Raw genomic sequence first — 25,152 nt, 5'->3', positions numbered from 1 at the left:
CGATAAAAACATGGTGGAGCGCGGTGCTTCTACACCCCGCAACACCGCGCGAAAAACTATGGTTTGGCCGCGCCAAAGCGCCGGCTGAGGGTGAAATAGTTGCTCGACCCCGCCGCTTGCAGCGTAGCATGGGTGTAATCGAGCTGAAACTGACTTATGCGCAACAAAAAACCAAAGCTAAAACCTGCCGCGCCACCCGTATTATCAAGGCGCAACTCGCGAGCCTGCAAGTGGTTGTAGCCCACCCGCGTTCGAAAACCGGTACCTAGGAGTAGCTCGGCGCCCACTGTAAAGTGCCGCGCCAGGTTGTCGCCAAAGTTGCGGCTGGCGCGCACCGTGTCGCCGCTGGCCGTGGTGGTGCCCCGGTCGTTAGGGTCAAGGTATTGGATGTTCCACTGCTGCAAGTGGTGGGCCGTGAGCGTGAAGCGCAGCGGCATATGCTCGGGCTTGATGGTGGTGCCCAGCTGCACATCGAGCGGCAGCGGCTCGCGACTGCTCGCGAGGTAGGGTTTCAGCATGTAGCCCGCGTTTTTGACCACCAGGCCCACCGTAAAGTCCTGTTCGCTCGGCTTGTAGAGCACGCCCGCATCGCCGGCCAAAGCCACGGCGCGGTTGGTGGCCAGGCTCGACACGGCCAACTTGGCCGCTAGCCCGAGGGTAAACTTGCCCTTCGTGTACGAGTCGGCCCCGGTAAAAGCGTATTCATTTACCCCGAAGGTACCTAGGGCGTTGCCGGCCGCGTCGAAGCTCTGTAACTCCCCATAATTCACGTAAGTGAAACCCAGGCCAAAGCGCCCGCGCTTCTCCGTATTAAATACGTAGGCAGCCGTGCTCTGCTTGATGCTGCCCACGTAGGCCACGTAGCTGAGGGCTGCCGCGTGGTCCATCTCCGCATTTAGCAGCGCCGGGCTGCCGTAGAGCTGGGTGGGGTCGCTGCTGCGGGCCGAGGCGTTCATGCCCCCGCTGGCCGCTAGTTGCGCCGACGGCGGCAAGCTCAGAAACAGAAATGCCGCGCGCCCGCCCACCTGCGCCTGCGCGGCGCGCGCCCCTAGGCCCAGCAGCGTGATGGTCAACCAACGAGCGGAGAGGTGTTTCATAGAGCTAAAATTACGCAGTCCAGTAGCTTGGACTTTGTAGTCCGAGCGCTTGCGCAGTGAGCATCTCGCGCCTAGGCTCTCATTGAGAAGATTACCTAGCGTAGATGCCCGCTTCGCGAGCGCTCGGACTACAAAGTCCAAGCTACAGCTTTTCTATTGCACCTCCACACTAGGTCCTACTGGTAAGGGCGCCTCATCGCGCACGGGCAACGACTGCGGGCGGGCCACTTGCTCTTGCAACAGCGCCACTTGCAGCACGTCATCGACGCGCTCGGCGTAGTGAATGGTGAGGCCTTTGAGATAGTCAGCTGTGATTTCCTCCACGTCCTTGCGGTTTTTGGGCGACAATATCACGTCGCGGATGCCGGCGCGGCGGGCGGCCAGCAGCTTCTCCTTGATGCCGCCCACCGGCAGCACGCGCCCGCGCAGGGTTATTTCGCCGGTCATGGCGAGGTGCGGGCGCACGCGGCGCTGGGTATAGGCCGAGGCAATGCTGGTGAAAATGGCGATGCCCGCGCTGGGCCCATCCTTCGGAATGCCGCCCTCGGGAAAGTGAATGTGCAGGTCGTACTGCTCAAACATGCGGTAGTCAATATCCAGCTCATCGGCGCGGGCGCGCAGGTAGGAGAGGGCCGTAATGGCCGATTCCTTCATTACGTCGCCCAACTGGCCCGAGAGCGTGAGCTTGCCCCGGCCCCGGCTCAAGAGGCTCTCTACGAATAAGATATCGCCGCCCACGCTCGTCCAGGCCAGGCCCGTGACTACGCCCGCCGTGTCAGCTTCCTGGTAGAGGTCGCGGTCGAAGCGCGGCGCGCCCAGGATTTTGAGTACGTCGTGCGGCTCCAGCACGCCCGGCAGCTTTTCCTTGCTGGCCTTGCGGCGGGCCAGGTTGCGGGTGAGGGCGGCCAGCTGCCGGTCGAGGTTACGCACGCCGCTTTCGCGGGTGTAGTCGTCGGCCACGCGGTGCAGCGCCTGGTCGGTTATCTTGACCTCGGTTTCGCCTAGGCCGTGCTCACGCAGCTGCTTGGGCCAGAGGTGCTTCTTGGCAATCTGCGTTTTTTCTTCCTGCGTGTAGCCGGTCAGGTCGATGATTTCCATGCGGTCGCGCAGAGCCGGCTGAATGGTTTCCAGCGAGTTAGCCGTGGCTATGAACAGCACCTTGCTCAGGTCGTACTCCACCTCCAGGTAGTTGTCGGTGAAAGTCGAGTTTTGCTCGGGGTCGAGCACCTCCAACAGCGCCGAGCTCGGGTCGCCCCGAAAGTCGCTGCTCACCTTGTCAATCTCGTCCAGAATAATGACCGGGTTGCTGGCGCCCGCCTTCTTAATCTGCGCGATGATGCGCCCCGGCATGGCGCCCACGTAGGTTTTGCGGTGCCCGCGAATCTCGGCTTCGTCGCGCACGCCGCCTAGGCTCATGCGCACGTACTTGCGGCCCAGCGCCGTGGCAATGCTGCGCCCTAGGCTGGTTTTACCCACGCCAGGCGGGCCATAGAGGCACAGAATGGGCGCCTTAAGGTCCTGCTTCAGCTTGAGTACCGCTAGGTATTCCAGAATGCGTTCCTTCACCTTTTCGAGGCCGAAATGGTCGGCGTCGAGGATTTTTTTGGTGGTCTTTAGATTAAACTTGTCCTTGGTGTACTCGCCCCACGGCAGGTCGAGCAAAAACTCGACGTAGTTGAGCGTCACCGGGTAGTCGGGCGACATCTGGTTGATGCGCGAGAGCTTACTTAACTCTTTCTCGAAGTGCTTGGCCGTGGCTTCGGGCCAGTTTTTGGCCTTGGCGCGGGTCTTGAGGTCGGCCACGTCCTGCTCGGCGCTTTCGCCTTGGCCGAGTTCGTCTTGCAGGGTTTTGAGCTGCTGGCGCAGGAAGTATTCGCGCTGTTGGGCGTCGATGCCGGTGTGCACCTTGGTGCGAATGTCGTTCTTGATTTCGAGCAGCTCAATCTGGCGCAGCAGCGCTTCGAGTAGCTGGCCAGCCTGGGCCTCGGGGTCAGCCAGCTCTAGCAATTGCTGCTTGGCGGGCAGGTCGAGCTGCACGTTCGACGACAGGAAGTGAATCAGAAACGCGGGCGACTGAATGCCTTCCAGCATGGCCCGTGCCTCGTTTGGTATCTCGGGCGTTAGCTCTAGCACCTTGCCGGCGGCTTCGCGCAGGGTTTGCAGCAGCACCAACTCGCCGTCCTTTTCGGCGTTCAGCGCGCGCTCCTCGAAATACGTGACCCGCGCCGTGAGCTGCGGCGTAAACGTGACCTGCTCCGCAATTTGAAATCGGACCTGCCCCTGAATAATGATAGTAACCTGCCCGTCGGGCTGGTCAATCAGCTTCAGAATGCGGGCCAGCGTGCCCACCGGGTAGAGGTCTTCGAGCCCAGGCTCGTCGGCCTCAGGGTTGCGCTGGGCCACTACACCGATTAGCTTCTCATTTTTGGCGGCCAGCTTGCGCACCAGCCGGATACTCTTTTTGCGCGTCACCGTCACGGGTAGTACCACGCCTGGGAATAGTACTGTATTGCGCACCGGTAGCAGCGCTAGCACGGCAGGCGCATCATCGGCCGAGATAAGATGGTCGGGGTCGGCCGCCATAATAGCAATAGCTTCCGGGGCCGAGTCGGAGCCACCGGCCAAGAATAAGCCGGGGCGGGAAGTAGCAAAGGTCATTAGCAGAAGAAAAAGGCGCCGCTAGGCGGCCAACTAGCTGCCAGAGTGGCAGCCACGAGCCCGCGCCTAAGGTAAGGCTGCGCAAGTCAACTACGGGTTCAAGGGGCGTGCCAGCCGCCCAAAGCCGCCAAAGCGGCGCAGCTAGGTTCGCTTCAGCAGGCGCCGTGCGGTAAGAGTGGCGGCTGTGTATGAACTTGCACCTCAGTTCTGCTTAGCTAGTAGCTTATTATGCGTCGTTTATTGGGTTATTACTATTCTCTAGGGTGGGTTTTGGCAGCCTGGCTGCTGCTAAGCGTAGGTGCGCCGGCGGCTGCCCAGCAGCGTGCCCGCCCCGCGGGGGCCAAACCCTCCCCTGCGGCCGGCCCGGCCGCGCCGCGCACCGCCTACCAGCAGCGCACGCTGGGGCGCCTAGGTCGCCGCCTGCGCGTGCGCCCCGATGGTACGCCCGATTTTATAAACGTAAATAAGCTAGCCTTTTACGAAGATAAAAAAGCCCTGCACGCCATTCAGCGGGCCGAGCGGCGGCACCGCTACCCCGAGGCGCGCGCGCTGCTGACCAAGTACGTGGCGCAGTTCGGCATCGAAAACTTTTACCGCAACACCGACCTGCTGTGGCGCCTAGGGCAGCTGCTGCAACGCGACTCGACCCAGCAGGAGCTGGCTAAAGCGTACTTCCGCCTGGCCCTCAAGCATCACCGCACCGACATCAAGCGGGTGCAGCTGTACTACGACTCGCTGGAGCAAAAAAATACCGACCTCTACGTACCCCTCAAGGTATATTACGACGTGGTGGAATACCGCAAGAGCGTGAACACTTTTCACCCGCCCAAAAACGTGTACACCAACATGGGCGACGCCATTAATTCGAAGTTTCCCGACTACGGCCCCACGCTTGGGGCCGGCGATTCGGTGCTGCTCTTCTCCTCCAAGCGCCTGGCCCGACGCGGCGTACAGCCCCAGCCCGACGAGAACCTCTACCTCTCGCGCCGCGAAGGGTCCAACAATTGGTCGGACGCGGAGCCGCTGCCCAAGCCCATTAATTCGCCTTCCAATGAGGGCTCGGCGTGCTTTTCGCACGATGGGCGCACCATCTTTTTTGCGCGCTGCGAATGCCCTACCTGTCACGGCAACTGTGACTTATACAGCGCCACCCTAGGTAAAGATGGCAAGTGGAGCGTGCCCAAGAGCCTGGGGCCGCTGGTCAACTCCACGGCCTGGGACTCGCAGCCCACGCTCTCGCCCAAGGAGGACACGCTCTACTTCGCTTCCGACCGCCTAGGGGGCTTCGGCCTGTCTGATATCTACTTCACCGCCAAGCAGAAAAACGGCCAGTGGGGCCGCGCCCAGAACCTAGGTCCGGTCGTGAACACCCGCGAGAGCGAGGTGAGCCCGTTTTTCCACCCGCTTTACCAGGTACTGTATTTCAGCTCGCGCGGGCAGTTGCTCAATTTTGGCGACTTTGACATCTACAAAACCTACCGCGTGGCCGGCCACTGGCAGGAGCCGCGCAACATTGGCCCGCTCGTAAATGGCAAAGGGTCAGAGTATTATTTTACCATCGACAGCCAGAGTAAGAACCTCTACTACGCCCGCTCGGAGGAGCAGAACCTCGCCAACCTTGACCTGTATTCTTTCCCGCTGCCCATGGAGGCACAGCCCCAGGCCACCACGGAAGTAGCCGGCACGCTGGTCGATTCGGTGAGTAGAAAGCCGCTGCAAGGCATCGTCAGTATCATCGACCTCGACAACGGGATTGAAGTGGCCAGCAAGTACTTGCGGCCCGATGGCTCCTTCAATTTCGAGTTAATAGAAGGCTCGCATTACGTGATGCTCATCCAGAGCCCCGACGCGTTTACGGTCGAGAAGCAGTTCGCTCTCAAGGGCGATACCGTGATGACGCTGCTCACCAACAGCATCGACTACAAGCTGCCGCTCATCTTTAAAAACATTGAATTTGAGGCCGGTAAGTCGGGAATTCGGCCGGCCATGCAGCCCACGCTCGACCGCATCACGCTGTTTTTGGTCGACCACCCGGGCTTTCGGCTCAGCATCGCGGGCCACACCGATGGCCGAGGCGACCCCGATGTGAATGAGAAGCTTTCGCAGGACCGGGCTGAGGAAATCCGGCGCTACATCGAGCGCAAGGGTAAGCTCGGGCCCGACCGCATCGAAAGCTTCGGCTACGGCTCCAGCAAACCCATCAAGAACGAAGTCACGGAGGCCGACGCGCGCATTAACCGCCGGGTAGAGTTTCGGCTGGTGAAGCCGGAATAGTCATTAGTTATCAACCAGTTATTAACAACGAGTAGTTAATAACTGACGACTACCACAGCTTGGTATCCGTGATGCCGGGGGGCAGCGGCGCCGTTGGGCTGAGGCCTAGTACGCACCAGCCGGGCTCCACGCCAAAGGTATTGCCGTGCAGCACGTGGCTAACCCAGCGCACCAGCATTTGGCCGGTGTACTCGTGGGTGGCGGGGTTGAGCTCGCGCAGCAGCAAGGCATCACCTACCTGAAAGTTTTGGTCGTTTTTACGAATATCAAAGGGTTTGGCGCCCGTAGCAACGGCGGCAAACGAATCGGGCCAGATAGTGAGCTGGTGGGTGTGGCGGGGTAGGGCAGCACTAGCAGAATGCGAGAGGGCAGAATAGGCGTTCATAATTGATAAATTTTAGTAAGTGATAACAAACAACGGGGCCCGCGGGCCGGTGAAAACGCGCACCCCCCTCCTGGCCATTGGCTAAAAGCCAGGGGCCGGAAGGGGGGTGGGAATGACTACGAAACGACCTAGCTGCGCAGATGGTTCGGCAAAAGCAGTGACGAATCGAGGAAGAAATTGTTAAGAATGAGCTACTAACGAAAAGTAGCCTGCGCTACAAAGGTACTAGCGCGCAGCTAAACCAGCCCTAGGCTGGCGCCGGGGGTAGGGGCAGCGCCTGGTCGCGCATGCACTTAAAATGCCCCTGCGGACACTTGGCAAAGCCGATTTTGGAGCACGGTCGGCACGGGAGACCCAGCACTTCGAGGGCCTGAAAGCTAGTGCGGTAGGGGTACATGCCAAACTGCGGCACGGTGTTGCCCCACACGCTAAAAATTTCTTTGCCAAAAGCCGCCGCAATGTGCATCAGGCCCGTGTCGTGGCTCACCACAAACTCGGCCTGCCGCACAAACGAGGCTGACTGGTGCAGCGAAAAGCGCCCGCAGGCGTTGAAAATGAGCGAAGGAGCGGTTGAGTGAATGAGTGAATGGCCCGCCGGCTGCTGAAAGGCGAGCTCGATGACGTGGCCGGTGCTTTCATCTTCTGGGCCACCTAGGAGCACCACGGGGCGGGGCGCCAGCTTGGCTACCAGCTCGATAAGCTTTTCGACGGGCAGGCGCTTGGTAGCGTGCTGCGCCCCGATGGCCACCGCCACGTAGCGTCCCGGCCGGAAGCCGGCGGGCAGCGTAGCCGCCACGTCCACCTCCTGGCCGGGCGGAATGAAGTAGTCGAGCCCCCCGCCATCGTCGCGGATGCCGAAGGCCGCGGCGGCCGCCCGGTAGCGGTCCACGATGTGCACGGGCGGCAGGCGGTCGATTTTGAAGTTGACCAGCAGCCACTTCTGCCAGTTTAGCTTCTCGAAGGCGCGGCCCGGCACGCCCGGTAGCTGCATTCGGATGAGGCTGGTGCGCAGATTGTTATGCAGGTCTACTACAAAGTCGAACCGCTCGGCGCGCAGCTCGCGCACCAGCTCGCCTAGGGTGCCGCTGAGCACGTGCGTGCGGTCAACGTAAGGGTTGGCTTCGAGCAGGCTGCGGTAGGCGGGCTTAGTGGCAAAGTGCACCTGCGCGCCCGGCACCTGGGTTTTGAGCTGCCGCACCACCGGCGTCGTCAGCACGATGTCGCCGATGGAGGAGAAGCGGAGAACGAGGATTTTCATGTATAATTAAAAATTATAAACTAAGAATTAAAAATGAGCGAGTTACGTGTCTAGGCTCGTAGCAGACACTCATTTTTAATTTCTCATTTTTAATTTTTAATTCTCGCCTTACGAGCCTCAAAATAGGCCGCCGCCTCGTCCACTGACTTGGTATTAAAGGTCATCTCCTTGGTCAGCATGCCTTTGCGGCCGGCCAGCACGCCGTAGCGCATGTCGGCATAGCCATCGGTGTGGTGGGCATCGGGGTTGATGCTGAGCTGCACGCCCTGGCTGAGGGCGTAGCGCACCCAGCGCCAGTCGAGGTCGAGGCGCCAGGGGTTGGCATTAATTTCGATAATGACCTGGTGCTCGGCGCAGGCGTCGATGACAGCCTTAAAATCAATGGGATAGCCGGCGCGGCGCAGCAGCAGCCGGCCGGTGGGGTGGCCCAGCATGGTGCAGTGCGGGTTGGCAATGGCGGCCAGCAGGCGCTCGGTGGCGCGGGCCTCGTCCATCTTCAGATTCGAGTGAATGCTCGCCACAATGAAGTCAAACGAGCCGCGCAGCTCCGAGTCGTAGTCGAGGCTGCCATCGCCCAGAATATCGGCCTCGATACCTTTGAAAATGCGGAACGGCGCCAGCTCCTGGTTGAGCTCGTCGATTTCGCGCTGCTGCTGGCGCACGCGCTCGGGTCCGAGGCCATTGGCGTAGTGCGCGGCCTGCGAATGGTCGCAGATGCCGAGGTACTCGTAGCCGCCGTCGCGCAGGAAGGTGGCCATCTGGCGCAGCGTATGGTTACCATCCGAGTAGGTGCTGTGGTTGTGCAGCGAGCCGCGCAAGTCGCTGTCTTCCAGTAGGCGCGGAATTTTATGCTCGGCGGCCAGCTCGATTTCGCCCAGGCCTTCGCGCAGCTCGGGTACCACGTATTGCAGGCCGGCCTTCTCGTACAGCGCCTCTTCGCTGGCAAACTGCTCGCGCTTGGCCCACTGGCGCAGGGTGCGCGGGGCGGGCGCCGTGGCGGCGGGCAGCGGGGCGCCTAGGTGCGCCTCATTGCCCGTGCTGAGGAAGAGCTGATTGACGAAGTCGGCGGGCGCCACCAGGCGCACCGCGATGCCCACGCCGCCTTCCACGGCGGTGCCGGCCCACACCCACGGCCCCGAGCGGCTGGGCTCGGCGCGCAGGCCCGGCGCTGCGTTCAGCACCGCGTGAATGGCACCTAGGTCGGTGGTGGCGACCAGAATCTCCACGGTCTCCACGATTTCGAGGGCGCGGCGGATGTCGCCGGTGGCGGCAGCTTCCGTCACGCCGGGTACCTGGCGCAGGCGCTCGGCCAGGTCGTGGCCCAGGCGCTCGGCCTGCGAGAACAACAGCTTGCCGGCGCTTTGGTCCGTGAATTCGAGGGCGGCCAGAATGCTGTCCTGGGTTTTGGCCCCGAAGCCTTTGAACTTGGCCACCAGGCCAGCCTCGGCGGCTTCGCGCAGCTGGTCGGGGCCTTCGATGCCAGCATCGCGCCATAGGGCGCGCACTTTTTTAGGGCCGATACCTTTGATATTCAGCAGCTCGACTACGCCGGGCGGCGTTTTGTCGAGTAGCTCTTGCAGTTCCTTGAAGGTGCCGGTATCGAGTAATTCGGCTACCTTGGCGGCCTGGGTTTTGGAGAGGCCAGTGCGGTCGGGTAAGCCAGGGCGGTCTATTTCGGACACTGGAAACTCCAGTTGCTCGAGGGCCGTGACGGTGCCGTCGTAGGCTCTGATTTTGAACGGGTTCTCGTCGTGCAGCTCCAGCAGTTGGGCGGTGAGCTTGAAGGCACGGATGAGGGCGCGGTTATCCACTAGGGTCGGGGGCGTTAGGGGCGGAAGGGTAGGCAGGCGGGCGGTGGGCTTACGCAGACGCGGGGCGCCTGGCCGGGACCTAGGCCGCGCGGCGGCCCACCCTCAAAAGTACACCTCGCCGCCCAGCGGCAAATTTTCGTAGTAGCTACCCATATGTTTTCCTTTGCACCAGCCCGGCTAGCGGCGCTTTCTCTTTGTGCGGTGGCTGCCTGCCAGCCCGAGCACCCTGCCCAGCTGTCGCTGGGCACGCTGGCCACGCTGTACGGCACCTGGCTGCAGGAGCCCGAGGCCAGCCGCGCCGACACGCTCACATACCGGCCCAATACCTACCGCTTTCGCTACCGGCCGGGCGGCCGGCCGGGCTTTCGGCTGGGGCCAGACGGGCGCTTTGTGCGCTACGACTTAGCCCCCGGCGGCGGCCTGCAAGCTCAGGAGGGCACCTGGACTGAAACCAGTACTGGCCGCCTGCTCGTGCACCTGCCCACTACCGAGCCCGCCGAGCCCGACTACGAGCTGGAGCTGCTGCGCTACCGCGGCGGCGTGCTCCAGTTGCGGCGGCTGGCCGAGCGGCCCGCGGTGGAGGTTATTCGCACGCCCTAGGTTCGCCATTGCCGACCTTTGCGGCCATGAACTATTGGCTAGTTAAATCTGAACCCGAGGCCTATTCCTGGGCTGACTTCACCCGCGAAACCGGCACCGACTGGACGGGCGTGCGCAACTACCAGGCCCGCAACAACCTGCAAGCCATGCAGCCCGGCGACCTGGTTTTATTTTACCACAGCGTGAGCGAAAAAGCCGTGGTGGGCGTGGCTGTGGTGCACGCCGCCGCCGCGCCCGATGCCACCGCCGAAGCCGGCAGCCCCTGGGTGGCCGTGCACCTGCGCCCGCACGCGCCGCTGCCTCGCCCGGTGCCACTGGCCGCCCTCAAGGCCGAGGCCCGCCTGAGCCAGCTGGCTCTGCTGCGGCAGTCGCGCCTGTCGGTGCTGCCCGTGCGTCCCGAAGAGTTTGATACAGTGCTTGAACTAGGGTCCGGAGGTAATTAAAAATTAAAAATGATAAATTAAAATTTTGATTATCAAGTTTTTAATTTATCATTTTTAATTTTTAATTACCTCCGGAAGAGCACCTGGCACTAAGCGTGGCGCCGGGGCGTGGTAGAGGTTGCGAGCGCCCGCCAAATAAGGTATCTTCGTAAGGATGGCCGCCGCCTTGGCGGCCGGCCGCCACTACCGCTAGCTCCCACCGCTATGAAACACTTCTGCGCACTTTTACTGTGGCTCGGGCCGCTGGCCTGTTGGGCGCAGCAAGCCGAGGTGCCCCCACCACCCGGCGCCCCGGTGCAAACCGCCCGCACCGAGCTGCTGCTCGACCCCTACACCGACGAGGTGGCCGTGCAAACATTGCCTTCTGATACGGCCGTGGTACTGCTCATCAGCCGGCAGCCTAAGCTGATTGGGCCCACGCAGTACTACTTCGCGCACTATGGCGCCAACCTGGCGCTGCGCCGCGAGCAGGCCGTGGAAATAAAGGAGGAGTACGACATGGTGCGGCTGTGCACCGAGCCGGGCGTAGTGTACGCGCTGTTTCGCTCGCGCAACACGCCGGGCCGCTTGCTAGTGGCGGCCTACGATGCCCGCGGCGGGCAGGTGCGCACCCAGGAGTTTGATACCAAGCAGTATCGCAACCTGATAGCGGTGCGGGCGTCGGGCGGGCGCTTGCTCGCCACCGTCACGCTGGCCGACCAACTACACCAAACCGTGCTGCTGCTTGACGTGGCCACCGGCCACTTCCAGTTTTTGCCCTCGCTCTACGAGCCGCTCACCACCGAGCTCACCAGCGTGATGGACGCCCCCGCCGGCCGCGCCGAGTACATTCTGAGCCAAACCAACGGCCGCAAGCAGCGCCTCATGCTCAAGCAGTTGTCGGCTGAGCAGGGGCAATTGCTGCGCTCCGAGATGGTGCAAACCGAGAGCGAGCGCACCCTCATTACGGCTCAGCTGAGCCCGCCGCAGGACACCAGCGCCCGGCTGCTGGCCGGCACCTACGGCCTGCGCGGCCCGCAGTACGCCCAGGGCTTGTTTACGACTGACCTCACTGCGCCGCCCGCCAACCCCAGCGACCCGCGCCCGGCGCTGCGCTTCTACGATTTTCGGCGGCTGCGGCACTTCTTCGAGTACCTCAACCCCGCCAAGGAGGCGCGCCTGCGCAGCCGCTCGGCCCGCCGCGATGAGCGGGAGGAGGCCCCCCTGCGCTGGCACTATCGCCTGCTACTGCACGAGCTCTTGCCGCGCACCGATGGCGGCTACACGCTGGTGGCTGAGGTCTACTACCCGCGCTACCTCTACAACTCGTATGGGGCCAGCAGCATGGGCGGCCTAGGGGCTCTCAACAACCCTGGTAGCTTCGGGCAGGCCTACACCATGCCCGGCCGCACGCTGCTGGGCATCCGCACCACGCACGTGCTAGTTTGCGGCTTCGACCGCCGGGGCAACTTGCTGTGGGACAACGCCTACGTGGTAGACAGCGACTTGCTGCACAGCGAGCTGGAAGAAGCCGTGCGCACCCTCACCCTGCCCGACGGTCGCCTTGTGCTGGCCTACCTGCTCGATAATGAGCTGCACTACAAGCTCATCAACCAGGGCGAAACTGGCCCCAACGACCTGAAAGTACCCATCTTCACGGCCGGGCCGGGCATCAAGGAGAAGGTGCTCGACACCCGCCAGCCCGACGTGCAGCCCCTGGTGGGCCGGCAGTACGTGGCCAGTGGCTTCCAGCGCATCCAGGGCGAGCGCATGCCCGAGCGCCAGGTGTTTTTCCTGCAAACCTTGGAGTTTTAGGGGAAGTATAAATTTTTTTTAATGCGTAGGCCTTGATTTTCAGGACCTACGCATTGCTTGTTGCTGGTTATTTCCTGCAGAGTTTTACAGTGGCTGAAAGGCGACCATTCAAAACCCTGCGTTTTAACCCTGCGAAACCCTGCGGGAAATAACTTTGCATGAGTTCTGACATAACAAACTCATGCTCCTCGCCACCCACACCGGCCAGCCGCACGAAGCGGGCCTCGATGAAGCCGGACGCGGCTGCCTGGCTGGGCCGGTTTTTGCGGCGGCCGTTATCCTGCCGCCCGATTATAACCCGCTTTTTCTCAACGACTCCAAGCAGCTCAGCGCCCGCCGGCGCGAAGTCTTGCGCGCCGATATTTGCGCCAACGCCATTGCCTGGGCCGTGGCTGAAGCCAGCCCCGATGAGATTCAGGCCATCAATATCGCGCAAGCCAGCTACCTAGCCATGCACCGGGCCGTGGCCCACCTAGGGGTGCCCGCCACGCACTTGCTGGTCGATGGGAACCGCTTCAAGCCGCACCCTAGCCTGCCCCACACCTGCATTGTGGGCGGCGATGGCCTGTACCGCAGCATTGCCGCGGCGTCTATCCTGGCCAAAACCTTCCGCGACGAGCGGATGCACGCACTGGCCCAGGAATATCCGGCCTATGGCTGGCAGCAAAATGCCGGCTACCCCACCACCGCGCACCGCGCCGCGCTACGCGAGCACGGCGTCACGCCCCACCACCGGTTGGGCTTTCGGCTTTTTAAGTAATGAGCAATTATCAATGAATAGCTGCTCTAACAAATTCACTATCAAGTTAAAGCAACTCTTCATTGCTCATTGATAGTTGCTCATTAACAACTTACTGCTTCAGCTTGAGCAAATCCAGAAACAGGCTGAAGCCATCGACCGTGCCCCCACCCTCGCCACCGAAGGAATCGAAGGTCAGGGGTTTGATGATGTAGCCGCTTACGTTGAGGTCCTTGGCACCTAGGCGGTCGCTGTCCAGGTCTGACGTGGTCATAATGAACACGTTGAGGTCTTGAAATTCGGGGTCGCTGCGCAATATTTTGAGTAGCTCCAGGCCGTTGAGGCGCGGCATATTGATGTCGAGCATCATCAGGCTGGGGCGGGTTATCTTGGTTTCGCCGTTTTCGCCACGCAGCATGTTCAGGGCTTCGCGGCCATTGCGGGCGTGCACGAGCGGCACCTCGATGTGCTGTTTGCGCAGCTCACGCTGCACATTCATTACATCCATTTGGTCGTCTTCGACCAGCATGATGCTGGTCGTACTGGCAGGGAAGATATCGGCGGGCGACATAGCGCGAAAAGACAGGAAAAGAGCGGAACTGCTAACAGCAAAGGATATACTAACGCGTGAGCTGACTAATAAGATATAGTCCAATCAGCTGGCCGTTGCGGCTGCGCGTTTAGGAGTAGGAGGTGGCGTGGCGGGGGCCGATACCGCTGCCGTCTGCTTGGGCCAAGTAAAGAAAAAGGTAGCGCCCTGGCCTTCGGTCGATTCAACCCAGATGCGGCCGCCCTGGCGCTCCACTATTTTCTTAACAATGGCCAGCCCTACGCCGGTGCTTTCGAGCGCATCGCGCTCGACCAGGGTTTGGAAAATGATGAAGATGCGCTCGTGGTACTCGGGCGCGATGCCCGGCCCATCGTCTTGCACCGAGAAACGGTAAAAATCGTTCGACGCCTCGTCGCAGCCAATGTGGATGTGGCCGGTGCTCGGGCGGTCGTGGTACTTGATAGCGTTGGAAATCAAGTTAGTAAACACTTGCTGAAGCTGGGTACGGTTGGTAACCAGCGTCGGTAGGAAGAAAGGCAAGTCGAGCTGAAAGCCCTCGGGCATGCTCAACGTGTCGGTGATTTCGCGCAGCAGCTGGCGCACAAAAACCGGCTCGTTGGCTTCGGCCACGCGGCCCACCCGCGCCAGGGCCAGAATGCCGGTTATCAGGTTTTCCATGCGGTGCACGCGCTGCCGCATCAGGGCCAGAAACTCCCGGATGTGGACCGGCAGGTTGTCCTTGCCCATGTCTTCCTCAATCCAGCGCGACGCACTTTCGATGCCCCGCAGCGGCGCCTTCAGGTCGTGCGACACCACGTAGGCAAACTGGTCGAGCTCCTGGTTGCGGCCCTCCAGCTGGCTGATGTTTTGGTCGATGGTGTGCGCCATGCCGTTGAGGGCACCCGTAAGCTCGCTAAGCTCGTCGTGCTCGTTGTCAACTAGTTGGGTCTTGTAGTCGCCCTCGGCCAGGCGGCGGGCCAGCAGTATCATGCTGCGCAGGCGGCGGCCCAGCAGGCGCACGATGTACACGGCCCAGAGTAGGCCAAGCAGCAGCCCCACCGCCACCACAAAGCCGGAGATGCGCTGGGCCCGCGTGATGCTATCGGTGAGGCGCAGGCGCTGGGCTTGCCGGTTAGCGGTTTCGGTTTCGTCGAAGCGCGTCATCTGGTAGCGGATGGCGTCCATCACCTGCTTGCCCGTTAGGCCCTCGGCCAGGCTGCCGTGGGGCATACCATCGAGGCCCCGCTGCTGCGGGTTGCGGATGCGGGCGGCACGCTTTTCGCTCACCAGCAGGTGCGTGTAGGCCGTCCACTGCTGAAACAGGTGCCGGGTGGTATCGAGGCGCTGGCGCTGCACGGGCTCGCTGCCGAGCTGCTCGCGCAGCTGGCTGAAGCGGGTCAGCAAGTCGCGCTCGCCGCCATAATAAGGGTCCAGCATCTGCTCATTGCCGATGAGCAGATAGCCCCGAAACCCCGTTTCCATGTCAATAATACTGCGCAGCAGGGTAGTGCCATCGGCCGATACGTGCTGCGAGGCTTCCACGCGCTGCGAGTTGCGGAGCACTTGCCCGGCCAGCTGATAGTTGAGGAGTATCACCACCGCAAACAGCCCCAGCAGCAGCAGGAAGCCAGCGAAAAGCTTGGTAGTCAGGTTTATTCTCATAGCAGCCCGGCTGGCCGGTTTTAAGCCTGGGCAATACGCAGTTTCCCCTCAATGGTTTGCATCAGCCGCACGATGTAGTCGGCGCGCTCCTGCACTTCGCTAAACCCGGCCAGGGCTTCGTCGCGTTGGCCGGCCAGGTGTTTATCCATCAGCTCGTTGGCTCGCTGATGGATAACGCGGTGCTGCTGGTCGAGCTCCTTCATCTCCGGAATGTGAGCGTAGGCCCCCTCGCGCCGGGTGGTTATCCACTTGCCCAGGCCGCATTGGTCGGGGTCGCGCAGGGGGCCTTCCGAATTACTATTACCGTACAAGAAGGAGCGCAGCTTAGCTTTAAAGGAGAAGTGTTTAACTAAAGCAGACTCAAAGTCTTGCTTAATAGCATCGGGACTCATACGGAACAAGATAAAGGACGCGGGCCCGGCTCGTGGAGCTTGAACCCGCTATTTTCGTGGCCAGCAAAGCTAGCCCAAGGCTCAGGTTAACCTAAACACTGGTTTTCTTATACGAGCCCAGGGCCTTTTGCAACTAGATATTCTCCTGCTTTACGCTAATTAGCTCCTCTTCCATGGAAGCCACGCCGCTCAAAACCGTTGCCCTGCATGATACCCACCAGCAGCTCGGGGCCAAAATCGTCCCCTTTGCCGGCTATGCCATGCCCGTGCGTTACTCTTCCGACCTAGAGGAGCACCACACTGTGCGGCGCGGCGTGGGTATTTTCGACGTGTCGCACATGGGCGAGTTTCGGCTGCGCGGCCCGCAGGCGCTCGACCTCATCCAGCGCACCACCACCAACGACGCCAGCAAGCTGCAGCCCGGCAAGGCCCAGTACTCGTGCCTGCCCAATGCCGAAGGCGGCATCGTCGACGACCTGCTGGTGTACATGCTGGCCGAAAACGACTACTTCCTGGTTGTTAATGCCTCCAATATCGAAAAGGACTGGAACTGGCTGGTGCAGCACAACACGGCGGGCGTGGAGATGGAGAATGTGTCCGACCAGCTCAGCCTCTTCGCGGTGCAGGGCCCCAAGGCGGCGGCCGCGCTCGCTTCGCTCACCGATGTGGACCTAGGGGCCATTCCGTACTACAGCTTCGCGCAGGGCACGTTTGCAGGGGCGCCGGGCGTCATTATCTCGGCTACGGGCTACACCGGGGCGGGCGGCTTCGAGCTGTACGTGCCCAATGAGCACGCCGCCCACGTGTGGCAGCAGGTGATGGCCGCCGGCCAGCCCTACGGCATCAAGCCCATCGGCCTGGGCGCGCGCGACACACTACGCCTCGAAATGGGCTACTGCCTCTACGGCAACGACATCGACGATACCACCTCGCCCCTCGAAGCCGGCCTAGGGTGGATTACGAAGTTCACCAAGGACTTCACCAACAGCGACAACCTGAAAGCCCAGAAGGCGGCCGGCGTGCAGCGCAAGCTGGTGGGCTTCGTGATGGACGGCCCCGGCGGCCTGCCCCGTAGCCACTACCCGCTGGTGGCGGCCGATGGCGCACCCATTGGCGAGGTGACCAGCGGCGGGCAGTCGCCCACGCTCAGCCGGGGCGTCGGCCTGGGCTACGTGAAGACGGAGTTTGCGGCGCCCGGCACGCCCATTTTTGTGCAGGTGCGCGGCAAAAACCTGCCCGCTACGGTGGCCAAGCTGCCGCTGGTGCCGGGCACGGAGGAAGTATAAATAATTTACAATCGTCATGCAGAGCGTAGCGAAGCATCCCGCGTGGCGCAGTAAATTCTAACGTTGGGATTACTGCGCCACGCGAGATGCTTCGCTACGCTCTGCATGACAGGTGTTTTCTGTAACAATCAGCCAACTAACTTGAAACTAGACGTTTGTTTTTCGCCCGAGTTGCTACCGCTCTATGACTTGCGGGGCAAGGTGGCCGTGATTGTGGATGTGCTGCGCGCCACGAGCACTATCGTGACGGCGCTCGACCAGGGCGTGACCGAAGTATTTGCCGTGGCCACCCTGGAAGAGTGCGCCGCCCTAGGGCGCGACCACGGCTGCATTACGGCGGCCGAGCGCGATGGCATCGCGGCCGAAGGCTTCGACCTAGGTAATTCGCCCTTTGGCTTTCTCAATAAAGACTTTCCGGTGCGGGGCCGCACGCTGGCCATCAGCACCACCAACGGCACGAAGGCCCTGCACCGCTCGCTCGACGCGGCGGCCGTGATATGCGGCGCCTTCCTTAACCTGAGCGCGGTGGTGGAGTTTATCGTGGCGCAGCAGCGCGATGTGGTGGTGGTGTGCGCCGGCTGGAAGGGCCAGTTTTGCCTCGAAGACACGGCCTTCGGCGGCGCGCTGGCCGCGCGCCTGGTGCCCCTAGGGTACGAGGTGGCCTGGTCGGATGCCGCCATTGCGGCCCTGCACCTCTGGGAGCACGCCGAGCCCAAGTGGCCCGCCTATTTGCTGGAATCGGCCGCCGTGCGCCGCCTCAACGCGCTGGAATACCACGATGATTTCGTGTTCTGCATGAAGCTCGACGTGTACCCCCACATCTTGCCGCTGTGGCAAACCGACCGGCTGGTTGACGTAGGTGGGAAGTAGTAGCGGCCACTCTAACTACCGACCCGACGCGGCTAGGCGCCGGGCCGCGTCGAGTTGGTAGTTAGAGTGGCTGCAGCCTGCTGGCGTGCCTCGCCGGCCACCACCAGAAAGCCGTAGCCAAACACGAAGAGATTGAGCCCAGTTTGCAGGCTTAGAATATCGGCGCCCAGCATGAGCGTGGCTTGGACGAGCACGAAAAAACAGAGGTAGGGGTCGCGCCGCGCCCAGGCCTGAGTAAAGGGCCAGAACAGCACCGCCAGCCACAGCGCCAGCCCCACCAGCCCGCCGCCGAGCAGCGTTTCGAGGTACTGGTTGTGCACATCGACGCGGTTGGCGGGTCGCAGGCCAAAGTCGTTTTGGCGGTACTGCGCCATCAGGGCGGCGTGGGTATCGGCCTGGCCCACCCCCAGCAGCCAGTGCTGGCGAATGACGAGCGTGGCCGCCTCGATAGCCGTGAGGCGCCGCGACAGCGAGAAGTTATTCAGGTCGCGGCCTTCTTGAAACTGCTGCACGTCGTAGATGGTGGCGCGCGTGCGCTCGCGCACTGAGTCGAGCGTGTTGTAGGCCAACCACGGCCCTAGGGCCAGGAGCACCAGTAGCCCGAGGCTCAGCACGAAGTTTCGGCGCACTAAGCTGTGACCTACATAAGCCAGCAGCGCAGCATAAAACACCAGTAGCCCCGTGCGATACGCCAGCACGTGCAGCGCCCCGGCCGCTACCAGGGCCGCCACCAGCAGGCCGCGCTGAGCCACGCGTTCGGCCCACGGGCTGCGCCGCAGCAGTAGCCCCCAAAAAAAGGCCAGCGCCAGCATCACCCCGAAATAGATGTGAAATACCCGCGTGATGGCCTGCACGTTGTGCCCGATGTGAATGGCCTCGTTGGCAGCCCTAGGGTCGAGCAGGTACTTGCCCACTGTGGCCAACCCCACGGCCGCCGTGCCCGCTACAAACAGCACGCCCACCGCCCAGCGCTGCCGCCCCGTGAGCGGCACGGCCAGCGTGAAAGCCAGCGGCACGGCCAGCCACGTGAGGCTGCGGAAAACCTCGTGGCGCCACACGGGCCACTCGCTGGTGTAGAAACCACTGAGCAGCAGTAGAACTATCATGCCGGCCGCTCGCATGGCCGCGCCATTGCGAAAGTATCGGGGCCAGAGGTGCCGCACCTGCGGATTGGCCAGCGCGGCCAGCACGCCCACCACGGGGCTCAGCGCCACCAGCGCCCGCGACGCCAGCAACCCCACCACCCCCGCCAGCGAGGCCAGCCAGAGTAAGTGCTGCGAAAGACGACCGGAAGAATAATACTGCACTACAAAGCGTACGAATGAGCGCTGCAAAGGAACGGGCTGCCCCGGCCGCAAAGAGCCCGCAGCCGCCCGCCCGAAAGCCAGGGCTCGCGAAAAACGGCGGCGGCCCTAGGCAAGCCGCCGCGGCCACCTAGGGCCATCGCAGCCCGGATTATACCGCCGGCACAAAGTCCAGCACGGCTTCGCCTAGGTCGAAGACAGGAGTGTTAGGCAGCGCGTATTGGATGATGCTGGCGCCGGCCGCCGAGCGGTAGCCGCCCGCGCAGTGCACCAGCACGGGCTTGCCGGCGGGTATTTCGCCCACGCGCTCGCGCAGCTCGGGCAGCGGAATCAGCAGCGCATCGGCAAACAGCGGCGGCTGCGCTTCGGTCCGGTTGCGGATGTCCACGATGGTAAACTGCTCGGGGTGCGCCTGCACCGCGGCCAGGTCCACGGCCGGGCTCGTAGCGAGCACCCCCAACGGGGCCAGCAGCGCCCCTTTGATGTTGCCTTCGTAGCCAATTTTGGCCGCCTTGCGGATAACGGCGTCGAGCTGAATCTGGGTGTCGGCTAGCAAGTAAAACTTCTCGTCTGGCCCGACTATCGAGCCCAGCCAGGTTTCAAACTTGCCGCCATCCATCAGGTTGATAGCGCCCGCTAGGTAGCCCGCCCGGAACTTAGCGGCCGGCCGGGTATCAACCACCAGGGTGCCGGGCTCCAGGGCCGCAATGGAGCCGGGGCGCGGCACGGCCCGGATGCTGTCTTCAAAGTTGGGGGCGCCGCGCTTATTGAGCTGCACATCGTGCCCAAAGTACTTCGGGATAAACGGCTGGTCCTCCAGCAGCACGTCGATAAACTCCTGCTCCGACATCGGTTGCAGGGCGTAGTTGGTGGCCAGTTCCTTAGCGATGGTGCTGTCGAGGTCGGGACTGGTGGTTTTGCCGCAGAGCGAGCCGGGGCCGTGGGCCGGGTACACGCGGGTGGTGCCGGGCAGGGTCATCAGCTTCTGGCGGGTGCTGCGGTAGAGCTGGGCGGCCAGCTCCTCGCGGGCGTGGCCGCCCACGGCCTCGGCTTCGCGCAGGTCGGGGCGGCCCACGTCGCCCACAAACAGGGTGTCGCCGGTAAACACGGCGCGGGTTTGGGCGGCCTCGTCCAGCAGCAGGATGCTGATGCTATCGGGCGAGTGGCCGGGGGTGTTGAGGGCGTGCAGCTCCACGGCACCGAGCTTGAGGCGGTCGCCGTCGTCAAAGTTTTTGTGGGGGTAGCTAACCTCGGCCAGCTTGCTGCAATAAATAGTGGCGTCGGTTTCGCGCGCTATTTCGAGGTGGCTGCTCACGAAGTCGGCGTGCGGGTGGGTTTCAATCACGGCCACGATTTCGGCGTCGTGCTCGTCGGCAAAATCGTAGTACGGCTGCGGGTCGCGGCCGGGGTCGATAACGGCCATTTGGCGGCCGGCGCGCACCGCGTACGACGCGTGGGCCAGGCCTTTATCATAAAACTGCTGAATCTGCACCGCGGGGGTGCTACTACTGGGGAGGGGCATTGGGGGCGAGAGGCAGCCGACCAGCTAACGCGCTGAGTCACCGGCTGCCAAGGTAGGTAGACAAGTCAAATATAAGTAATGCCGCAAAAAAAACGTGCAAAGTGCAGGCGTAGCGGGCCCATTACCCGCCGGCCCCAAACGCACAAAACCCCGGCCGATTGGCTGGGGCTTTGTGTAGGTGTGAAAGAAGAGCTGTCGAAAAAATGCAGAAAAAAGGAGTAATGCCTGTGCCCCTAATTTGGCGGGCTACCCTACCCTAGGCAAGTAACGGACCAATTTTTAGCTCAGCTAAAAAAAACTTGTTCATGCCTGTTTTGGTCACGTAAAAATGATTTATGTTTATAAAATTATTTATATAAATTTATTGAAGCCTAGCAGATGCAAACGCCCTTCTACTTTTTGTGGTGGCTGCTCGTCAGTCCAGCTGAGCGGCCAAGCGCTCCTGCGCAGCAAGCTATTGAGGCAGAGATAACTCGCTTAGAACAGCTAGAGGCTCAGGCTGTACTGAAAGGGGACACCACCACGTTATTTCGGCTCTGGGCCAAAGAATTCGTTGTCAATAACCCCGACAATCGGGTAGTAACGGCCCAGCAGGTGCGGGCCTTCATGCGCACCGGCAAAATCGACTACGCATCGTTTCAGCGCATCATTGAAAAGATTACGGTGGTCGACAACGTGGCCATTGCGATGGGCCGCGAAACCACAACGCCGCAACAGAAAACGGCCAACGCGGGCAAAACCGTGACGCGCCGCTACACCAATGTATGGGTGCGCCAGGCGGGAGCCTGGCACCTGACGGCCCGGCAGGCCACTAACGTGGTAGTGCAGTAAACAACTGCCCTAGGTTAGTCTTGGTCACCATCCGGGCGGCGCTCGCGGGCCATTTCGCGGCGCTGGGCCATCAGCTGCTGGTACTGAGTGTATTGGGCGGGGGTGAGCACCACTTTGAGCTGGCCGTCGAACCGGTCGCGGCCGGCGCGCATGGCCTGGCCCATGGCGCGGCGGTTGCCCCCGGCCCGCTGAATGGCGGTTTGCGTTTCCTGGCGCTGGGTGGCCATGAGCTGCTGCACCTGGGTTTGCTGCTCGGGGGTGAGGGCCAGCTCTTTGGCGAGGCGGCCGGCCTGGGCTTGGGCCTGTTGCTCGGGCGTGCGGGCGCCGCCGGAGCCGGCGAGCGGCGGGCTCGCCACCGGAGGCGTGGTTTGGGCGTGGGCGGCCGCTAGGGGCAGGGCCAGGGCAGCGAGTAGGGCGAGGGTTTTTGTCATGATGCAGGTAATTAAAATCAGTATCAGTAAAAAGTCGGGGCGGCCGCGTTCCAGGCTTTTAGAAGCCCGACCTGGCGCAAGGTTTAATGGCCCCACCAAGGCCGGCGCTACGGCCAAGGGCCCTGCAGCCACTTGCCGCGGGCCAAGTCCCGGTTAGCTGCAAAAAAGCCCTTCCCAGGGGTTGGAAAGGGCTTTTTGATGACTAAAATTCGCTCAGCCTCAGTGGCCGGTGGCGTGCAGCTGGCCGATGCGGGCCGCCTTGTACTGCTGGTAGCGCACGTACTGGGCGGGCGTGAGCACGCCCCGAATCAGCTCGTCCGACTTGGCACGGTCGAAGGCCATGGCGGTTTGCAGGGCGGCGGGGTCGCCTTGGTTGGCGGTGCGGTCGGCGTCCATGTGCTGGCGCGTGAGCAGCAGCACTTGCTTCAGGCGGGTTTGCTGGCTGGGCGAAAGGCCCAGCTCCTGGGTCATGCGCTGGGCCTGGCTGGCCACACCCGCCTGCATGGCGGCCGTGGGGGCCGTGGTTTGGGCGTGGGTGCGGGCCGCTAGCAGGTTTAATAAGGCAAGCGTAATAATGGACTTTTTCATATCAAATAAAGGAAAAGTAAGCTCACAAAAATAAGCTCGCGCGGGCCTAGCGTGCAACGCAAATAGAACGGCCGGCCGCGGTTTTGGCTCCGCTGGCTTGCCCAGTGCAAACGCCCGGCCAAAGCGGGGATGCAGCCAGTCGCAAAGTTTCGCGTATTTTCGGCCCGCCGGGGTGCAGCCCCACTTCAACGTACTATTACCCCACCGTTATTATTCTCTCCCCCCAAACCTCTACTACATGCCGAGTATTTTTGCTAAAAAACCGCTGGCCCAGCTCCTGGGCGAAGCCAACTCGACCGGGCACGGCGCGCTCAAGCGCACCCTAGGTGCGGGCAACCTCGTGGCGCTGGGTGTGGGCGCCATCATTGGGGCGGGCCTGTTTGTGCGCACCGCCAATGCGGCGGCCCAAGCCTCGGGGCCGGGCGTGACGCTGGCCTTCATCCTGGCCGCGTTTGGCTGCGTGTTTGCCGGGCTTTGCTACGCCGAGTTTGCGGCCATGATTCCGATTGCCGGCTCGGCCTACACCTACGCCTATACCACCATGGGCGAGTTTGTGGCCTGGGTTATCGGCTGGGCGCTCATCATGGAATACGCCCTGGGGGCGGCCACCGTGTCCATCGCCTGGAGCGAGTATTTGAATAAGCTGCTGGAGGTCTTCGGGACGAGTATACCCTATAATCTCAGCCACTCGCCCTTCGAGCACGCCGTTATCAATGGCGTGACGCAGCACGGCTTCATCAACCTGCCGGCGCTGCTTATCATCGTGATGCTGAGCTTGTTGCTGGTAAAAGGCACCCAGGAGTCGGCCCTGTTCAACGCCGTAGTGGTGGTGCTCAAGACCCTCATCGTGCTGGTGTTCATCGCCGTGGGTTGGCAGTTCATCAACCCCGCCAACCACACGCCCTACCTCATTCCGGCCGATGCCGTGGTGAAAAATGCGGCCGGCGAAGTAGTCCGCACCTACGAAGGCTGGAACAAGCACGGCTTCGGCGGTATCATCGGCGGCGCGGGCATCGTGTTCTTCGCCTTTATTGGTTTTGATGCCGTGAGCACGGCTGCGCAAGAGGCCAAAAACCCCAAGCGCGACATGCCCATCGGCATCCTAGGGTCGCTGGCCATTTGCACGGTGCTCTACATCCTGTTTGGGCACGTGCTGACGGGCGTAGCCAACTGGCGCGAATTTGCCGACCCGGCCCTGGGCGGCGAGGCTAGCGTAGCCTACGCTATTCGGGCGCACATGCCCGGCTACGGCTGGTTGGCTACGGCCGTCACAGTCGGTATCCTGCTGGGCTTCACTTCGGTTATCTTGGTGATGCTGATGGGCCAGAGCCGCGTATTCTTCTCGATGGCCAAGGACGGGCTCATGCCCAAAGCCTTCTCCGAGCTGCACCCCAAGTTCAACACGCCCTACAAGTCCAACCTCATGCTGATGGTGTTTGTGGGCTTGTTCGCGGCCTTCGTGCCCGGCGCGCTGGCCGGCGACCTCACCTCGTTTGGCACCCTGCTGGCCTTCGTGCTGGTGAGCCTAGGAGTGTGGATTATGCGCAAGTCGGACCCCGACCAGCCGCGCCCGTTCCGCTCGCCGCTCTCCACGCCGGCCTTCCCGCTGGTGCCCATCATGGGCGCTATCGTATGCACGCTGCTCATTGTGGGCCTCGATTCGTTCACGCTGCAAGTAGCTTTTGCCTGGATGCTACTCGGTTTCGTGGTGTATTTCCTCTACGGCAAGCGAAATTCGATGCTCCAAAAGGGCATCGTGGTAGTGCCCACTGAGATGGATGAAGAAGCCTTCATCAAGCCCAACTCGCCGGGCAGCGATTACTAGTAAAAGCCCTAGGTATGCAAAAAGCCCCGCCAGCAGTTGCTGGCGGGGCTTTTTGCATACCTAGGGCTTTGCTTATTAAACCAGGCTCTAGGCCGGCGGCCGAAATTGACCAAGCCAAGCTGCGGCGGCGGCCTCATCGGTAAACCAGTTCGCCCGAAACGCCACGTGCAGCTTGGGTGTATCATTAGCGTAGCCTTGCGCTTGCAGGGCCTGCCAAAACTCGGGCCGGGCCAGGAAAGCTAGGCACGGAATGGTACCCAGCGCCCGGTGCACCCGCGGCAGAAAGTCCTCACCCAGCCATTCGTACATGTCGAAGGGCCGCGCGGCGTGCTCATCGGCTCGGCCGTCGAGCAGCCAGTAGGGGCACTGTTGCCGTTGCGCCTCGGCCAGCAACAATTCGCAGGCTTCGGCAAATTCGGCTACCGACAGCGGGCGCAGTGCGAGCCCGCGTACCAGCGGCGGGTGGGTTTGGTACTGCACAGAGTAGAAAGACGACATAGAATAAGTAACAGCTGGGCGCTAAGGCACCACAAGGTACTTATTCCGCGGTCTTTACTTCGCTCTGAAGCTTGAGAACTTTGTCACCATTTTCTTGCACAATAACCAGGGCCGGGTCGTCGGCCGAGCCGTTGCGAGTCACATCGCTGCCCTTGAGCTTGCGGGTGATGGATTCTTTATGAACGGATTCAATTTTGCCGGTAGCCGTGCCGGTGCCGTATTTCCAGCTGACTTTGGTGCCTTTGCGCATGGGGGAAGAAGAAGAGTAACCTAGGAAATAACTGCTTAAACGCGCTAAAAATTCGTTGGTTCCGGCGTGGCAGCCGCTACATTT

Annotated in this window: 23 protein-coding genes; 9 read left to right on the top strand and 14 right to left on the bottom strand. The window is 61.9% G+C overall.

Annotated elements, in window-relative coordinates; genetic code table 11:
- Positions 1-56: 56 nt before the first annotated feature.
- Both porQ and lon read right to left on the bottom strand, forming a co-directional pair.
- Positions 57-1,097, bottom strand: coding sequence for a type IX secretion system protein PorQ (gene porQ / locus ACFSDX_RS13165; protein ID WP_382314240.1), 1,041 nt, complete (start codon positions 1,095-1,097; stop codon positions 57-59).
- Between the two features lie 153 nt (positions 1,098-1,250).
- A complete protein-coding gene (gene lon / locus ACFSDX_RS13160; protein ID WP_382314238.1) occupies positions 1,251-3,755 on the bottom strand; it encodes an endopeptidase La in 2,505 nt (834 codons plus the stop codon).
- A gap of 228 nt (positions 3,756-3,983) precedes the next feature.
- On the opposite strand from lon, the gene ACFSDX_RS13155 reads away from it, so the two are divergent.
- Positions 3,984-6,029 carry an OmpA family protein gene (locus ACFSDX_RS13155; protein WP_382314236.1) on the top strand — a complete coding sequence of 682 codons (2,046 nt, stop codon included), beginning with the start codon at positions 3,984-3,986 and terminating at the stop codon, positions 6,027-6,029.
- Between the two features lie 49 nt (positions 6,030-6,078).
- Here the strand turns inward: ACFSDX_RS13155 and ACFSDX_RS13150 are convergent, their stop codons facing one another.
- The 3 genes from ACFSDX_RS13150 to ACFSDX_RS13140 all read right to left on the bottom strand — a co-directional run bounded on the left by ACFSDX_RS13150 (position 6,079) and on the right by ACFSDX_RS13140 (position 9,483).
- A complete protein-coding gene (locus ACFSDX_RS13150) occupies positions 6,079-6,414 on the bottom strand; it encodes an ASCH/PUA domain-containing protein (RefSeq protein WP_382314234.1) in 336 nt (111 codons plus the stop codon).
- 247 nt (positions 6,415-6,661) lie between these two features.
- Positions 6,662-7,672, bottom strand: coding sequence for a glycosyltransferase family 9 protein (locus tag ACFSDX_RS13145; protein WP_382314232.1), 1,011 nt, complete (start codon positions 7,670-7,672; stop codon positions 6,662-6,664).
- A gap of 89 nt (positions 7,673-7,761) precedes the next feature.
- Positions 7,762-9,483 (bottom strand): helix-hairpin-helix domain-containing protein, encoded by a 1,722-nt coding sequence (locus tag ACFSDX_RS13140; RefSeq protein ID WP_382314230.1) that lies wholly within the window; start codon positions 9,481-9,483, stop codon positions 7,762-7,764.
- A 153-nt stretch (positions 9,484-9,636) separates the two neighbouring features.
- Here ACFSDX_RS13140 and ACFSDX_RS13135 point away from each other — a divergent pair, with 153 nt between their 5' ends.
- From ACFSDX_RS13135 to ACFSDX_RS13120, 4 genes are all read left to right on the top strand, one after another.
- A complete protein-coding gene (locus ACFSDX_RS13135) occupies positions 9,637-10,083 on the top strand; it encodes a hypothetical protein (protein WP_382314228.1) in 447 nt (148 codons plus the stop codon).
- A gap of 26 nt (positions 10,084-10,109) precedes the next feature.
- Complete coding sequence (locus ACFSDX_RS13130; RefSeq protein ID WP_382314226.1) at positions 10,110-10,526, top strand: EVE domain-containing protein; 417 nt, start codon at positions 10,110-10,112, stop codon at positions 10,524-10,526.
- 204 nt (positions 10,527-10,730) lie between these two features.
- Positions 10,731-12,320 (top strand): hypothetical protein, encoded by a 1,590-nt coding sequence (locus ACFSDX_RS13125; RefSeq protein ID WP_382314224.1) that lies wholly within the window; start codon positions 10,731-10,733, stop codon positions 12,318-12,320.
- Between the two features lie 181 nt (positions 12,321-12,501).
- Positions 12,502-13,080 (top strand): ribonuclease HII, encoded by a 579-nt coding sequence (locus ACFSDX_RS13120; protein ID WP_382314222.1) that lies wholly within the window; start codon positions 12,502-12,504, stop codon positions 13,078-13,080.
- A 91-nt stretch (positions 13,081-13,171) separates the two neighbouring features.
- Here the strand turns inward: ACFSDX_RS13120 and ACFSDX_RS13115 are convergent, their stop codons facing one another.
- The 3 genes from ACFSDX_RS13115 to ACFSDX_RS13105 all read right to left on the bottom strand — a co-directional run bounded on the left by ACFSDX_RS13115 (position 13,172) and on the right by ACFSDX_RS13105 (position 15,663).
- The gene (locus ACFSDX_RS13115) at positions 13,172-13,630 is read right to left on the bottom strand and encodes a response regulator (RefSeq protein WP_382314220.1); all 459 of its coding nucleotides are present in this window, start codon (positions 13,628-13,630) and stop codon (positions 13,172-13,174) included.
- Between the two features lie 84 nt (positions 13,631-13,714).
- Positions 13,715-15,271 carry a sensor histidine kinase gene (locus ACFSDX_RS13110; protein WP_382314217.1) on the bottom strand — a complete coding sequence of 519 codons (1,557 nt, stop codon included), beginning with the start codon at positions 15,269-15,271 and terminating at the stop codon, positions 13,715-13,717.
- A gap of 20 nt (positions 15,272-15,291) precedes the next feature.
- Positions 15,292-15,663 (bottom strand): CZB domain-containing protein, encoded by a 372-nt coding sequence (locus tag ACFSDX_RS13105; protein WP_382314214.1) that lies wholly within the window; start codon positions 15,661-15,663, stop codon positions 15,292-15,294.
- Between the two features lie 173 nt (positions 15,664-15,836).
- Here ACFSDX_RS13105 and gcvT point away from each other — a divergent pair, with 173 nt between their 5' ends.
- Entirely contained in the window at positions 15,837-16,949 is a 1,113-nt protein-coding gene (gene gcvT / locus ACFSDX_RS13100) for a glycine cleavage system aminomethyltransferase GcvT (protein ID WP_382314211.1), read from the top strand.
- Between the two features lie 141 nt (positions 16,950-17,090).
- Complete coding sequence (locus ACFSDX_RS13095; protein WP_382314208.1) at positions 17,091-17,819, top strand: 2-phosphosulfolactate phosphatase; 729 nt, start codon at positions 17,091-17,093, stop codon at positions 17,817-17,819.
- A gap of 32 nt (positions 17,820-17,851) precedes the next feature.
- Here ACFSDX_RS13095 and ACFSDX_RS13090 read toward each other — a convergent pair whose 3' ends face one another.
- Both ACFSDX_RS13090 and ACFSDX_RS13085 read right to left on the bottom strand, forming a co-directional pair.
- Positions 17,852-19,126, bottom strand: coding sequence for an O-antigen ligase family protein (locus ACFSDX_RS13090; protein ID WP_382314205.1), 1,275 nt, complete (start codon positions 19,124-19,126; stop codon positions 17,852-17,854).
- A 148-nt stretch (positions 19,127-19,274) separates the two neighbouring features.
- On the bottom strand, positions 19,275-20,645 hold the full coding sequence (locus ACFSDX_RS13085) for an MBL fold metallo-hydrolase (RefSeq protein WP_382314202.1): 1,371 nt from the start codon (positions 20,643-20,645) through the stop codon (positions 19,275-19,277).
- A gap of 378 nt (positions 20,646-21,023) precedes the next feature.
- Between ACFSDX_RS13085 and ACFSDX_RS13080 the strand changes: the two genes are divergently transcribed.
- Positions 21,024-21,476, top strand: a complete 453-nt coding sequence (locus tag ACFSDX_RS13080; RefSeq protein WP_382314199.1) for a nuclear transport factor 2 family protein — start codon at positions 21,024-21,026, stop codon at positions 21,474-21,476.
- A gap of 14 nt (positions 21,477-21,490) precedes the next feature.
- On the opposite strand, the gene ACFSDX_RS13075 is transcribed toward ACFSDX_RS13080, so the two are convergent.
- Positions 21,491-21,907 (bottom strand): hypothetical protein, encoded by a 417-nt coding sequence (locus ACFSDX_RS13075; protein WP_382314196.1) that lies wholly within the window; start codon positions 21,905-21,907, stop codon positions 21,491-21,493.
- Between the two features lie 219 nt (positions 21,908-22,126).
- On the bottom strand, positions 22,127-22,495 hold the full coding sequence (locus tag ACFSDX_RS13070) for a hypothetical protein (protein WP_382314193.1): 369 nt from the start codon (positions 22,493-22,495) through the stop codon (positions 22,127-22,129).
- 238 nt (positions 22,496-22,733) lie between these two features.
- Here ACFSDX_RS13070 and ACFSDX_RS13065 point away from each other — a divergent pair, with 238 nt between their 5' ends.
- Positions 22,734-24,320 (top strand): amino acid permease, encoded by a 1,587-nt coding sequence (locus tag ACFSDX_RS13065; protein WP_382314190.1) that lies wholly within the window; start codon positions 22,734-22,736, stop codon positions 24,318-24,320.
- 87 nt (positions 24,321-24,407) lie between these two features.
- On the opposite strand, the gene ACFSDX_RS13060 is transcribed toward ACFSDX_RS13065, so the two are convergent.
- Complete coding sequence (locus ACFSDX_RS13060) at positions 24,408-24,818, bottom strand: hypothetical protein (RefSeq protein ID WP_382314187.1); 411 nt, start codon at positions 24,816-24,818, stop codon at positions 24,408-24,410.
- A 40-nt stretch (positions 24,819-24,858) separates the two neighbouring features.
- Complete coding sequence (locus tag ACFSDX_RS13055) at positions 24,859-25,068, bottom strand: hypervirulence associated TUDOR domain-containing protein (RefSeq protein WP_382314184.1); 210 nt, start codon at positions 25,066-25,068, stop codon at positions 24,859-24,861.
- Between the last annotated feature and the right edge of the window lie 84 nt (positions 25,069-25,152).

Source organism: Hymenobacter bucti (assembly GCF_042681145.1).
Taxonomy (GTDB): Bacteria; Bacteroidota; Bacteroidia; order Cytophagales; family Hymenobacteraceae; genus Hymenobacter; species Hymenobacter bucti.
This window is presented reverse-complemented; position numbering and strand designations above follow the sequence as displayed.